The sequence below is a fragment of the Chitinophaga pinensis DSM 2588 genome (assembly GCF_000024005.1).
GTDB classification, from domain to species: Bacteria; Bacteroidota; Bacteroidia; order Chitinophagales; family Chitinophagaceae; genus Chitinophaga; species Chitinophaga pinensis.
This window is the reverse complement of the sequence record NC_013132.1, coordinates 8325979-8340891: the sequence shown is the minus strand read 5'-3', so window position 1 is coordinate 8340891 and position 14913 is coordinate 8325979. Positions and strand designations below refer to the sequence as shown.

Genomic DNA, 14913 nt, shown 5'->3' with positions numbered 1-14913 from the left:
ACAAGTGCAATGAATAGCATATGACTCCTGGTAAGTTGAAAAGAGTTATATTTAATAAGTTGTTAATTCGAAAAGTATAAATATGAAAGCGCTGATCATCGGGGCTACCGGAGCGACCGGAAAAGACCTTACCAATATACTGTTGCAGAACCCTGCATATACGGAAGTCGTGATATTCGTACGTCGCTCCGCCGGAATCAGTCATCCGCGACTGACCGAGATAATGACTGATTTTGATAAACTGGAAGATGTGGCAGATGCCATCAGGGGAGATGTCTGGTTCAACTGTATGGGAAGTACCTTAAAAACGGCTGGCTCAAAAGAGAAACAGTGGCATATTGATTACGAGATTCCTTTGAAATTCGCAGAGATAGCAAAGAGAAATGGTGTGCCGAAAGCCGTGTTGGTGTCCGCATTTGGCGCTTCACCCAGGAGTAAAATCTTTTATTCTAACATGAAAGGTAAGTTAGAGGAAGATGTTAGCAAGCTCGCATTTGATCAGTGTGTCATATTTAAGCCTGGGATGTTATTAAGAAAAGATACAGACAGGGCAGGAGAGCATGTATTTGCAGCGATACTGAAGTTTTTAAATCGTATAGGATTACTGAGGAAGCATCGCCCATTAGATACATATATATTGGCAGAAAAATTGGCAAAGGCGCCAGGAGTACTTCCGGCAGGAAAACACGTCATATCATTGGATAAGATCTTCGACTTTTAAGAGTTGCGGGGATTTGATAAAGTCTGAAAAGTTGGAAGACGCTAAAAAGTGGCTGGCGAAAGTTCGCGTAAAAAATATCTAACAAGTTCCATCAATATAATTATACTAGATGTCATTGCTGACACCTTTTTTGTTTTAAACACTCCGCTGAAATAAATCTTTCTTTTTTTTTCAGCGATATTGCTTTTTCTAAGTTATTATCTTAACTTGTTATTGCTAAAAGCCCAAATACCATTTAAATACCCATATGTAAAAACACATTCCTTTATAACCCGACTCCAGACTACAAAAGACTTATTGTTACCTAAGTGTACTGATACAAAAGTATAAGTATCCTGATCTGTTGTTTCCGGTAAAAATCCCGGGGGACGTTGCGCGGCTATCAGTCACGGGGGGTATCATATGCCATTATGAAAAGCGTTCAACCAAACGTATGAAAACATATACCCTGTACATTAGCTATCTCAGGAAGGACAAGCTCGTATTCCTGCTGTTAGCTTTATTGACCCTTTGCGTATATGCGCATATCCGCAGCCTCAACTTTCAAACCAACTGGGATGACCAGTGGGTTGTGCAAAACTGGTATACTGAAGGCGGTTTCAGTATGATCAACTTCAGGAGTATATTGACAGACTTCTACGAAGGTCAGTATTCACCCGTTAATCAGTTTTACTATACATTAATATATGCTGCATTCGGCTACAATTCTATCGCCTTTCACATAGCGGGCCTTATTGTTCACCTGCTGAATGCATGGGTGATATATAAGTTTATGTCGAAATTCCTGACGATGTCAGCCATGGTGCCGGTAGAAGAAATCCGTTTCGTCTCAATAGGAACGATATGTCTCTTTCTCATACACCCATTCAATGTAGAAAGTGTCGTATGGCTCTCTGCATCGAAAGTAATGCTGTACAGCCTTTTCTACTTCCTGGGCTTATACTGTTATTTATTATATGCCGAACAGCATAAACGCAGCTATTTCATTCTAACCTTGCTGTGTTTTGTTACCTCCTTCTGGGCAAAGGAACAGGCGCTTGTGTTCCCGCTGACCTTGATCCTGATAGACTTTTTTATATATCAAAGAAAAGAGGCTGTCAAACGTCTCCGGGAAAAGATTCCTTTTCTGCTGATGACGGTATTCTTTGGCGTCATCACCATCCTGTCACAGTTTAATAACATGCAGGGCGTGCTGACACCGAAAGTACAGTTTCCTCTTTACCAGCGTATCTGTTTTGGGGGATACGCGCTCTGTGAATACTTTATTAAATGCGTAATACCGATCAAACTCTCTTATATATATCCGTTCCCTAACCTGGTAACTGAAAAGATGTCTCCTATTTACTGGTCATATCCACTGGCTATTATTTTGCTGATCATATTCGTTATGCGCTATTCAAAATCGCGGATATTGCAATGGGGTGTAATATTCTTTATTATCAATTTGCTGGTGGTATTACACATCATTCCCATGTCCCGCTTTTCTATCATCGCAGACAGATATGTATATGTAAGCTCTGTAGCCGTATTTGCATTGATCGCTCATTTTGCCTACCAGTTATTATTCAGTACAAAGTATAGCAATGCCAGAAAGGTCATCGTGCCGGCATGTATGCTTTATTTCGGCTACCTGTGTTTGTATACGAATCAACGTGTCCAGGTATGGGAAAACTCACACGTCCTTAAAAAGGAACTGAAAACTATTCTTAAAAATCGAAAAGATCTGCCTGTAGAACAGCTTGAATAACCTTATCAGAACCTAATTCCGGCAAATAAACCCAACGCCGGGATAACAATTCCTCAACCAAATAAAGCCAAAAAATGAAAAAAGTAACAAAGTACCTTGCGATTCTGGCAGCTTGCTTTTTGCTGATCACCAATCTGCACCTTGCGCTGCTTGATTATGGTTTGCCCACCATTCATCTGAGCCAATCCGTTCTGGCACAGACAGGATCTTCCAATGGTTCTTCTTCAGGTAGCAGCGGTGGTGATTCCGGTAGTGATCCGGTTCCTACAGCTTGTCCTACCGCGACTATCACTACTGCGACTTACAACAGAGACAATCCATCGCATTGTACCTGTACTGTAAAAAGAAAAATCTCTGTAAGCGGTTCTGCCGGTACCAGCCCTGGAGGTAGCATTTCCTATGAAACTTACAGCTTCTCCGGTATTGAAAATACCTGTAAGTCTTCCAGCAACAGCGGCGACCATTGTAGCGCTTATGCCTGCTCTACTTCCCAATCCGGTGGTGGTACAGGTGGTGGTACTTCCAACTAAGCTGACTGCTTTATTACATCTTTAATACGCTTGAGGCATGTATAACATGCCTTAAGCGTTCTTCTCAAATATACCTGGAACTTTACCCAATATAATATAGCTATGAAGTGTTTGCATATACTCGTCGTTGCTTGTTTTGCAGTCTTCTCAATATCCTGCGCGGGCAAGGAAGCAAAAGAAAACGGAACCATCATCCGGCCCAATTCAAAGATAAGTTCGTTCAAGCACGTAGATGGATTGCGATTGAGTGAATTCGGAGACTCGATTGGTTACATATCCCTGAAACTGGATTCAAATGAGCTGATCGGCAAGATCACCAAAATCCTTCCTTTACAGGATCATATCGTAGTCTTTGACAAAAACCTTTCAAAAGGAATTTACATATTTGATAAGCAGGGGAATCAGCTTGCGAAAATATTCCGTGACCTGGATTCTCCGACAGCGCCATATTCTATCGAAGATGTATCTGTTGATGCTGAAAAAGGTGTTCTGTATGTGTACAGCGCAAACCAGAACCAGGTTTATTCTTTTGATAAGAATGGAAAATACCTGCAGAAGATGCAACTTGCCAAAGGATACTTTTCATTTGTGCAGAAAATAGACGACGGCTTTTTATGTTACCGGGAGATAGACCGTGTTGAAAAAGAAGAACCTTTTCATAACTACCGTTTGTGTCTGTTGGATAGCACCGGTTTATTTGTAAAGGGTTGGTTTAATACCATTCGTAATCCCAATTTTACGATGCCCAATCCCAGTGTATATTTCCGCGTTAATGCAGCCAGTCACGAAGTTTATTTTCAATCTCCTTACATTGATACCATCCTTCAGCTGGATGCGAAAGAACATCTTCTGAAGAACTTCGCTGTTTACGACTACAACTCTAATAACTATTCCAGACGTGGCATTTACACGGCCCACACACCTGATCAATACCTGACAGCCAGGTCCAGCTCCTGCGCCAATGATGAAATACCCCTTATCACAGACAGGTTTATTCTGGGTGAATACACGGTTAAAGGAGGACGGATCCTGAATTATTATTACGATTTGAAAACAGACCATACGGTATCAGGCAATGGATTCAAGAATGACTTTGATAATATTTATGTAACAGCTGGTCCGAACTATTGCATAACAAGCAATGAACTTATTACGCAGGTGGATAACCAACGTATGCTGGACGACCTCGAAATTATGCGTGAAACGAAGGAAATAGACAGCTTGAAAATTGTCGGTAAAAAGAAGGAACTGTTAAACCAGATCTCTCAGAATCCTGAAACTGTTGTGCTGGCACTTATAAAGTTAAAACATGAGTAATCGTAATATTCTCATTCTGACAATAGTCATGTCCGCCGGCTTATTGCTATACCTTAATCTCCTGATGAGGGCGAACAATATCGAACTGGCAGATCTGCCTTTTGCTGAAAAAATGCACGACCATCACCATGCTAATCTGACAAGGGAGGAGATCCTGGCCCACGAGGTCCATGCCGCTGGAGAGAATGCCAGGATTAGCGACGGAGGGCAGGTACCACAGGACTTTATGGTCTGGTCAGGAAAAGACTCTATGAATATCTATTCCCTGATAGATGAAGGCAAGACCAATCTTTTTCTTAGAATAGACGATCGATATTGTGGCGATTGTATTGATTCCATCTTTGTCGCATTCAAACGGATACCTGTCGATACAGCAAAGACACAGATTGTTGTATTAGGTAATTTTACCAGCAATGCAGCCCGGAAGTTCCATTTTCAGAAAATCAATTTCACTAGCCGTATTTACACCTGTGGCCGTCTGCCGTTCCCTGCTGAAAGTGCGATCAGCCCTTACCTCTTCACACTTGACCCGGCATTAAAAGCTGACCGTTTTTTCTTCCCGGTAAAGGATGTACCTGAATATATTGCTGATTTCTTAAAAAAGATCTAATGAAGCCCTTATATACATGCTTACTCATGATGTTATGGTCGCTGGCCGTAACCGCACAGAAAAAGTCAGATCCAAAAATAATCGGAAAGGCCAAATTTTTAATGACGGAAGTCAACTTTAATAATTTACCTGCCAATAAACCTTATGTAGGTCTTATTATGTTTATCAACGTCTCAAAGGAGCCGCTGACAATCCTTGAGATTAATAATGAATGCTCCTGCTTTACAGCATCGCCCCGCGAAAAGGTGATTTATCCGAATGAGAAGGGTATCATTACATACAAAGTGGATAATCCTCCTAAAGGGTCGATCAGGAAGAAATCATTCATCCGGTTTAAGGAAATGAAAGAACCGGTGGGCATTGTTGTCAGAGGCCGCTTTATATAATGTCTGTCGCAATGCCACCATGGCTTATAAACAGAGTCATTCCTGTATTGGCCCTGTTATTATATGGGATCACTGCCTGGATTAGCAAAGGATACTACCACTATGATGAACATTATCAGATAATCGAATTTGCATTTTTTAAAATGGGATTGTCTGATGTAAAGACCCTGGCATGGGAATATCAGGCTGGTATCAGGTCGGGCATTCAGCCATTTATCGCATTCCTTATATGCAGGAGCTGTTATGTACTGAACATAAAAGATCCCTATATCCTGGCGTTTGTATTAAGGTTGCTATCCGTACTGCTGATCCTGCCATGTAAGTACTTTTTTTATAAAGTATCGGTTAAGTCAGTTCCAGCCGGCAATGGACACCAGCTGTTTTTCCTGCTGGCTACTTTTTTTATATGGTTTTTCCCATATCTTAGTGTACGTTTCTCTGCTGAGAACTGGAGCGCCATGTGTCTGCTGATGACAGTATCCCTGTTAATGGCAGGCTACAGCAAAGAGAAAGACAAACAGCGCCGTTTGATATATGCCAGTGCCTTTTTTCTGGGACTGGCTTTCACGATCCGCTTTCAGTCTGCATTTTGTGTGCTGGGCGTGATCGGTTGGATGCTGTTTGTAAAGAGAGAGAAGGGCAGGGAGATGTTGATTTACATTTCGATACTTATTATTCCACTGTTACTCGAAGTACTCACGGACCGCTGGCTGTACAATAAATTTGTATTCGCCGCTTACCAGTATTTTCTTGTCAATATTGTCCATGACAGGGCTTCCGAGTTTGGTACAATGACGGTACTCAGTTACCTGTGGATGCTGTTCTCTGATATGGGATGGGGAGTGGCTGTTTTTGCAATGCTGGGCTTAGCAATTTTATGCATTGATTACAAAAACATACTACTCTGGATAATCGTTCCTTTCATCATCGGACACCTGATCGTTCCCCATAAGGAAACCCGGTTTATGTTCCCATTGATGCACTTCATCCCTTATCTGTTGCTGACGGTTATTGTGTTCCTGGAAAAGCAAAAAGGCTTCTTTGCCACAAAAGGAGCGGTGTCGCTGATGGTTGTTTTTGGTATTTACAACCTCGTCGCATTAACCTGCTTAACCCGTAAGTTACCCGGCGCTTCTGACAAAGACCTTACCTATTATATTCATCGCAAATGCAGATCTGAGGAGGTGTATCTCATATTTGAAAATAACTGTCATCCTTATGATCCGATATGGGAACTGGGCGTGAAAGAAAATTTTTATGCAGAGAAGAACATCCGGTACTATACGCTGGACCTTGTGTTGGATTATTTGAATATAGACGTTTTTAAAAACAAACGCATCGTGCTGGTCGCCACGCCAGACAAGCTGAAAGATTATAACACCACGCAATTGATTAAGCAACTGGGTCTGCATAAGACAATGGAAATACAACCCGTCTTATATAGTGATAAGATGCTACTTTATGATAATTTAAAACCTTGAACAGCACAGCTACCATGGATTGTCCTATTAACCGGAAAAATCGAAGAATGAAGACCTGTCTGTTACTGCTGATCTTCTCACTCAGTATTATCCACCAGGGTCAGGCACAGCAAAATAACAGATCAGAGGAACTCACCAGCATCAGGGTCAGTCCGAGGGATGCCATGGGCGGTAATGTGGCTGATTTCTGTGATTCAGTGAGATATATACCACTTGAGACAAAAAAAGAAAGCATATTCGGATTTATCAGTCACCTGCAGGTAAGCGACAATTACTTTGTTTTTTTCGATTATGACACGAAGGCCATTTATATCTTCAGTAAACAAGGAAAGTATATCAGCAAAATCCGTGAATTACCTGTCGATGACTGGACTGCCGATAAATACAATGTATTGAGCCGGTTCCAGCTGAATAAGACAAACGATGAAATCAATGTAGTATATCATAACTATCGTAAAAACAGTCATTGGCTGGTGGTATTTGCTGCGGATGGAAAAGTGAAGAAAAAACAAGCCTTGCCCGCATTTACGACTGGCCTGAGTGATCAGTTCTTTGCGGTATCAGCCAATACCTTTTTGTGTTCCAATAATTTCTTCCCGGAAAGTAAACTGGAAACGCATTATAAAGAACCAAGCTATTTTTATCTGCTGCATAATTTCGATACGATCACAGGAGGAATACTTCCTGTAGATCCGGATGATCGTTTCTTAAAGCGGAATGCCTATAGAGGATTTGACTATAATGCGTCTATGGCGACGGCATCTTCCTGGAGCCGTTACCTGGACTACACGCTGCGGCTGATAGACGATTCCCTGAAAGTATCCAGCTATCAGTTTATCTTCCCTGCTGCCATGGTTCCGGAGGCTCAAGTGTTTAACAACAAAAAAGTATTTAACGATATCGATAGTACAGACTATTACCTCAGCGGGAAACGCATTATTACAAAAGTGAGTTGTGTAGGTACCTACGATAGTTATCTGCTGTTATTCCTGGAATATGCGACCAATACGGTATCCCTTTCAAACTATTACTTATATTCATTAACCAGCCAGACCTTATACTCCTTCGACGCCATTACACCGGATAAGCAGTCTTATTTTCTGCCTATTGCCAACAATGGGATCGGAACGATTAATAAAGGTTACGTATACAACGAAGTGGCAGCATTTCAGCTGTTCAATGCCATTAAAACAGATAAACAGAAATTGTGGAAATCTGACCCGGCACTAAAGACATACCTGTCATCAGGGAACTCCAAAGGAAATCCTGTCATTATTGAAATGAAGTTGAAAAATGGCCTTTAAATCCGGTACACATATCGGCTGGATACTATCACTGGTATGCTTCCTGTTATCATTACAGGGGCGTGCACAGGATACCTCGCGGGTCCGGGATGTGGAAGGAGTGGTCAGGGATTCGGCTTTTCGTATCAATTTGAAATCTGCCACGATTGCCGTATACCGGCAACAGGATTCCTCGTTGTTGGCCTATCAGCTGACGAACAACTTCGGTCGTTATCATTTTGTAGGGCTTCCACTGGTAACCGACCTGTATGTAATTGTTTCGCAGACGGGTTATCGGCTGCGGTATGCACCATTGGTGGTACCCCAGGGTGCCGGTTCGTTTCTGGCAAATTACCAGCTGGAAAGACGGTCTGCCGAAGACCCCGTTGACTTACGGGAAGTAGTGGTCAAAGCTGTTGTACCGGTAAGGATGAATGGTGATACCCTGGAGTTTAACTCAGATGCTTTTGCCCTGGAAAAAAACGCAGTAGTGGAAGACCTGTTAAAGAAACTCCCGGGAGTGATTGTATGGGCAGACGGGACGATTACGGTCAACGGCAAGGAGATCAAAAGCCTGAAAGTGGACGGAAAGTCATTTTTCTCCGGAGATGCAAAAATAGCCATTCAGAATATTTCCAAAGATGCCGTTCAGAAGATCCAGGTGTATCAGGTAGATGCGGATAAAAAGAATCAGATCGATTCTATCACCGAAATCAACATTAAACTCAAGAATGGACGTCATTCCGGGCATTTCGGGAAGGTGGCCGCCGGATATGCCCCTGAGAAACATTATGAGGCGGATTTGGCTTTAAATGCCTTTACGCCGTCTATCCAGATGGCGATCGTAGCGAATGCGAATAATGTGAATAAGATTGCTACGGATGCCAACACGATTATGCGTAACAGCACCTTTAAAGGCAGCGGGACAGATATCGAATACCAGCCGGATTTCAATATCGCGGGTGAGAACCGCCCAGGAGCGATAGGAGGGATGTTCAAAAAGGATTTTAGCCTTAAGCCAAATGCGAAAGAGTTAAATCAGTTGAATGCCGACTATTTTTTTAACAGTAACTATTCCACTGTAGCCAGTAATACCAGTACCCTGAATTATCTGCTGAATGAAAGTTCGCAATTACAGCTGGATACCGCCGTTAATAATGAGCGCAGGTCTTTACACAAAGCGGCATTGGATTATAAGAAAAAGAACGACCATAATAACTTTGTAATAGATGCAGATGTGGTATATGGAAAAGTGAACGGGAGCATTGAAAATGTTAGCGGGATATTTAACGCTGCAGGAGAAAAGAAAAGCGGCAATATTAACAGTAATTCCAATGACGAGTCGAGGCACCAGCTCTCTTTTTCTGTAGGGGACGACTATTATGGTAAAAAAGCAAGCTCCGGAGATAAGGCAGTGTCTGCAAAGTATACCCTGGATATCACACATCTTCAGAATGTACGCGCGGTTAACAATGCATTCTTTGCCGTGGCGGATAGTGACGTTTATATAAGAACAGAACGGCGGTATGATAACAAGGAGGATAATGTTAACCATAAAACCTATCTGGCTGCTGATGACCTTTTCCGGCTTCTTTTCAACCGTTCGTCCTTTATACAGTTTTCTGCCAGCAATAACCTGGACTTCAATAAACGTGATGCAGAGAGCAGGGTACAGGACAGGGATAGCGCTACGGGAAAATACCTGCTCAATAATTACCTGACCAATAACAGCACATTTACAGCCATCAATGAACTGCCTGCTTTGAAATTAAAGAAGGAATTCGTTAAGATTCTTTCCAACCGGTACACAAAACACCTGAGTATTCAATTCACTTTCAGAGAACAATTCCTGTATCAGCAGAATAAATCATCCGCCTTGTTTCAGCAATTTACCAGGCGATATGCGAAATTCATTCCTGTGGGTGCCGTCACCTATGATCACTATAATGACGGTCACTACCATGAGACGCACAACCTCTACGTCAGAAAGGAAGCAGGTTATCCTGATGTGAACCAGTTGTATCCCTTGGTAGATAGTGCGGTGGCTTATTATCTGTCATTGGGAAATGATCGCTTAAAACCTTTTGATAAGAGAAGTATCACCTATGAATACAGCAGGAGCAACTATATGTCTAATAACGACTTTCGCTATGGACTGGCTCTTTCATACGGTACGATCAATCATTATTTCTCCGATAGCACGATCACAGACAGCCTCGGACGAACACGACATTACACGATTAATGTGAATGGTTACCGCTTTGCGAATATCAGCGGGAGTGCGCAACGGGCTTATAAAATAGGAGGGAGCCAGCTACAGTTAAAATTCAATACGGCTTTTAATTTTAGCAGGATTCCCAATAGTATCAATAATATCTGGTATTCCTCAAAGGTCTTTACTAATAACAGTGGGTTAAGACTGTTTTATGCCTTTCGCGATTATTGCATCGTTGAACTGCAGCAGTACTATTATCATTACGCATCAAAGCAGACAAGTAGTATCAGCACTAATTCCTATAGCAGCGATTTCTGGACGACCATCCTGGGAACCCGCGTCTCCTGTACCCGGAGATTAACCGTTGGCAGTAACATCAACCTGAACAGGATTACAGCTTCTACATCACAACCGAATACATATCTGGTATGGAATGCCACTACCGCTTACCGGATGTTACCGGCAAATAATCTGGAACTGCGTTTATCAGCACTCGATCTGTTGCACCAGAATAAGGGCTTTATTGTGACAGGGGATAAGAACATGCTTTCCGAAAGCAGGAGTAACGTATTGCAACAATATTTTATGTTGTCAGTGGCCTTTTACCCCAGGAAATTTGGGAAAAAGACGGAGTAAGGGGCTCCTCCTCAAAATAATATTATCAAAACGAATTTCTACCCACGTTGCTTCAATATCACTAAAATAAAATCATAAAGAAGCCTATCTCCGAGAAAATTGCAAAAACATGCAAAATTGACCTGAATTATTTTAATCTTGGCACGGAAATCATAAATACAAAAATTCCGGTTATCTAATTTAACCCGCTAAAATTCCAAAATTTACAAAAATCTAAGATGATCAAGTTCAACAGATTAAGAGGTCTCAGCGTACTTGCTTGTTTATTTTACACTTCTCAGATTCAGGCACAGGAAAGAATAGCGCCTGCGTATCCACTGATTACTCACAATCCAAACTTTAGTATCTGGTCAAATACAGATCAGTTAAACAATTCGACAACGACGCACTGGACGGGAGCGGATCATTCGTTGTTGGGGATGATCAGTGTAGATGGAAAGGTCTATCGTTTTTTGGGGAAAGAGGTAACAAAATATAAGACGATATTGGCTGCGGCTGATGAAATGCCTTATGAGGTAAGTTATACAGAAACCCAGCCTGATGCAAGCTGGACTTCACAGGATTACAAGACGACCAACTGGAAGTCTGGTCCGGCGCCATTTGGCGATGATGAAAAGAATGTGAAAACATTGTGGAAGTCCGATAACATTTGGGTTAGGAGGAATTTCACAGTGAAGAATGTGGCCGGTATCAATGATTTGCTGTTAAAGCTCAATCATGATGATAATGTCGAAGTATTCCTTAATGGCAGCAAGATTTATGAAACAACCGGCTGGACGAGTAATTTCAAATACCTGCCCGTTAATAAAAGCATGCTGAAAGTAGGTCAAAATACCATTGCCATTCATCTTGCGAATAGTGCCGGAGGACGTTACCTGGATTTCGGTTTGGTAGATAAACAAAAGAGCGCTTTAGGTGAAAACCAGGTTGCACAACAAACAAAAGTAGATATTGCTGCAACACAAACCACCTATGAGTTTACCGCCGGTAATATCGATCTGGAACTCAAATTCACTTCACCGCTTTTGCTGAATGATCTGAAATTGTTATCCCGGCCCGTATCCTACATTACCTATGGAGTGAAAGCAAATGATGGGAAGCAACATGCTGTAAAAGTCTTCTTAGGCGCATCATCTGACATTGCGGTGTATCAGCCTTCTCAGCTGGTTGCTGCAAAACGTTATGATGCAGGTAACCTGTCTGTTTTAAAGGTAGGTACCAAAGATCAGCCCGTACTTGAAAAGGGCGCTGATGATATGCGTATCGACTGGGGATACTTTTATGTAGCTGCTCAGAAGAATAAGGGGACCATCCAGTATATTACAAAAGGTGCTGATGCGGTAGAGACCTTTAAAAAAGGTGTAACGGCATCATCCGCTACAGAAGGAAAATCATTATCACTGAACACAGTTATTCCTTTTGGTACTGTCGGCAGTAATAAAGTAGAACGTTTTGTTGAACTCGGGTACGACGAGATCTATGCTGTTCAGTATTTCAATAATAACTTAAGACCCTGGTGGAACGCTGCCGGCAACGAAACCATGGAAGGGCAGCTGATCAGTGCTGACAATGAATATAACGCTGTCATGCAAAGATGTGGTGATTTTGATAAAGAAGTATATGCTACGGCCCTGAAATCAGGTGGTGAGGAATATGCGCATATCTGTGTATTAGCTTATCGTCAGAGTATTGCAGCACATACCCTGGTTAAAAGTCCGGACGGTGAATTACTGTGGTTGTCAAAAGAAAATAATAGTGGTGGTTTCATTAATACGGTGGATGTAACATATCCTTCTGCACCGCTTTATCTCATTTATAACCCGGAACTGATGCAGGGTATGCTAACAGGTATATTCCACTTCAGTGAGACCGGTAAATATCCACATCCATGGGCTGCACATGACCTGGGAACATATCCCAAAGCAAATGGTCAGACTTACGGCGAACCTATGCCGGTGGAAGAGTCAGGTAACATGATCATTTTATGTGCTGCTATCACTAAAGCACAGAAAAATACAGACTACGCTAAAAAACATTGGCAAACGCTGACCACCTGGGTGGATTATCTGACCAAAGAAGGTCTGGATCCTAAAACACAGCTATGTACAGATGATTTCGCAGGTCATCTTGCACGTAATGCCAATTTATCTGTTAAAGCAATTGTTGCGATTGGCTGTTATGCACAAATGGCGGAACAACTGGGCGAGCAGGAATCAGCGAAGAAATACCGTGCTATTGCTGAAAGCATGGTGCCAAAATGGATAGAGATGGCGGACGCCGGAGATCACTATGCGCTGACATTCGACAATAAAAATACCTGGAGCCAGAAATACAATTTGATATGGGACAAAGTATTAAATCTCAATTTGTTCCCGCAAAAGGTTTATGACACAGAGACAAAGTACTATCTCACAAAAGGTAATAAATTTGGTATACCACTGGATAGCCGTAAATCCTATACCAAGAATGACTGGATTGTATGGACAGCCACTTTTGCTCCGGAGAAAGAGCAGTTTGAAGCATTGATCAAACCGCTTTATATACATGCATTAGAGACGCCATCCCGTGTACCGCTCAATGATTTCTACGATTCAGAAACAGGTATCCGTGAAAACTTCAAAGCAAGAAGTGTTGTAGGCGGATTCTACATGAAAGTCTTGGCTGACAAATTACATATTAACTAATACGATTAAAATACAGGTCTGTACAGCAACTATCAATTACACAATTGATAGTTGCTGTATTTCATGCTATAAGCAAATTCAATGAACAACAACGCCCTTCCTACTAAACCTCATTACCAGGTATTAGACGGATTACGAGGTGTGGCTGCGATCATAGTTGTATGGTTCCACCTTTGTGAGCCACATGCCACGAGTCACCTTACCCAATGGATCAATCACGGTTATCTTGCTGTCGACTTTTTCTTTCTGCTCTCCGGTTATGTTATCGGCTACGCATACGATGACAGATGGGATAAACTTACAATAGGCACATTTTTAAGACGTCGGTTTGAGCGGCTGCAGCCGCTGGTTATTCTCGGTATGACGCTGGGCGCGATAGGCTTCTATTTTACGGAATCTGCTATATGGCCATTGATCCATACGGTGCCTGTATGGAAAATGCTGCTTGTGATGGTGATAGGGTATACCATATTGCCGGTTCCATTGTCTATGGACATACGTGGCTGGCAGGAGATGCATCCCTTAAACAGCGTGGGATGGTCTTTATTTTTTGAATACATCGCCAATATTTTATACGCATTAGGGGTCAGAAAATTCCCCAATTGGGCTTTATCTATCCTGGTGAGTTTAGCGGCGGCGGCGCTGGTATATTTTGCTGTCACCAATGCCAATGGTGATGTAACCGGTGGCTGGACATTAACAGTAGAACAGGTGAAAGTAGGGATGACGCGGGTAATGTATCCATTTTTTGCAGGACTATTACTGTCAAGGATAGGAAAACCGGTACATATCAAAAATGCTTTTCTATGGTGTACAATATTGGTAGCTGCTATACTGTTTATGCCTCGTATCGGCGGCGCTGATCATTTATGGATGAATGGTCTGTACGAATCAGCATGTATCATTCTGGTGTTCCCTTTAATAGTGCTGATCGGAGCCGGAGCGAAGGTGACTGGCAACAGGGAATATAAGATCTGCAAATTACTGGGAGATATATCATATCCGTTGTACATGACCCATTATACACTGGTTTATTTCTATGTGGGATGGGTGAGTGACCACAAAGGTATAACAATGGCAGCGTCCTGGCCATATGCGTTAGCGACCTTTTTAGGGGCGATCGCAGTCGCATATGCGAGTTTGAAACTATTTGATGAACCGGTACGAGCCTGGCTGCGTAAGAAGTTAAAATAAATATACTCCTTTATAACTGATAAAACTGCTATAGGCAAATCAAATAGGGATAAATTTTTCCCTGTTTGATTTGTAAATCCGTATTTGTAATTTATCTCTGGAATAGCCA

Annotated in this window: 11 protein-coding genes; all 11 read left to right on the top strand. The window is 42.1% G+C overall.

The genetic code is table 11. The features are described from left to right. The first annotated feature begins 82 nt into the window (after positions 1-82). Positions 83-721, top strand: coding sequence for an NAD(P)H-binding protein (locus CPIN_RS32905; RefSeq protein ID WP_012794215.1), 639 nt, complete (start codon positions 83-85; stop codon positions 719-721). Positions 722-1154: 433 nt separating this feature from the next. Then, positions 1155-2468 carry a glycosyltransferase family protein gene (locus CPIN_RS32900; protein WP_012794214.1) on the top strand — a complete coding sequence of 438 codons (1314 nt, stop codon included), beginning with the start codon at positions 1155-1157 and terminating at the stop codon, positions 2466-2468. Between the two features lie 74 nt (positions 2469-2542). After that, on the top strand, positions 2543-2998 hold the full coding sequence (locus CPIN_RS32895) for a hypothetical protein (RefSeq protein ID WP_012794213.1): 456 nt from the start codon (positions 2543-2545) through the stop codon (positions 2996-2998). A 102-nt stretch (positions 2999-3100) separates the two neighbouring features. Then, a complete protein-coding gene (locus CPIN_RS32885; RefSeq protein ID WP_012794212.1) occupies positions 3101-4315 on the top strand; it encodes a DUF4934 domain-containing protein in 1215 nt (404 codons plus the stop codon). Next, on the top strand, positions 4308-4925 hold the full coding sequence (locus tag CPIN_RS32880) for a hypothetical protein (RefSeq protein ID WP_012794211.1): 618 nt from the start codon (positions 4308-4310) through the stop codon (positions 4923-4925). The genes CPIN_RS32885 and CPIN_RS32880 overlap by 8 nt, the downstream gene beginning before the upstream one ends. A gap of 26 nt (positions 4926-4951) precedes the next feature. Next, on the top strand, positions 4952-5311 hold the full coding sequence (locus CPIN_RS32875) for a DUF1573 domain-containing protein (protein WP_187294718.1): 360 nt from the start codon (positions 4952-4954) through the stop codon (positions 5309-5311). A gap of 11 nt (positions 5312-5322) precedes the next feature. Next, positions 5323-6792: a glycosyltransferase family protein gene (locus tag CPIN_RS32870; RefSeq protein WP_012794209.1), complete on the top strand. Its 1470-nt coding sequence runs from the start codon at positions 5323-5325 to the stop codon at positions 6790-6792. Positions 6793-6839: 47 nt separating this feature from the next. Next, on the top strand, positions 6840-8096 hold the full coding sequence (locus CPIN_RS32865; RefSeq protein WP_012794208.1) for a DUF4934 domain-containing protein: 1257 nt from the start codon (positions 6840-6842) through the stop codon (positions 8094-8096). Beyond that, positions 8086-10926, top strand: a complete 2841-nt coding sequence (locus CPIN_RS32860; RefSeq protein ID WP_012794207.1) for a TonB-dependent receptor — start codon at positions 8086-8088, stop codon at positions 10924-10926. Before CPIN_RS32865 ends, CPIN_RS32860 begins: the two co-directional genes overlap by 11 nt. A gap of 218 nt (positions 10927-11144) precedes the next feature. After that, positions 11145-13610: a glutaminase family protein gene (locus tag CPIN_RS32855; protein WP_012794206.1), complete on the top strand. Its 2466-nt coding sequence runs from the start codon at positions 11145-11147 to the stop codon at positions 13608-13610. Between the two features lie 81 nt (positions 13611-13691). Then, complete coding sequence (locus CPIN_RS32850) at positions 13692-14804, top strand: acyltransferase family protein (RefSeq protein WP_012794205.1); 1113 nt, start codon at positions 13692-13694, stop codon at positions 14802-14804. Positions 14805-14913 lie beyond the last annotated feature (109 nt).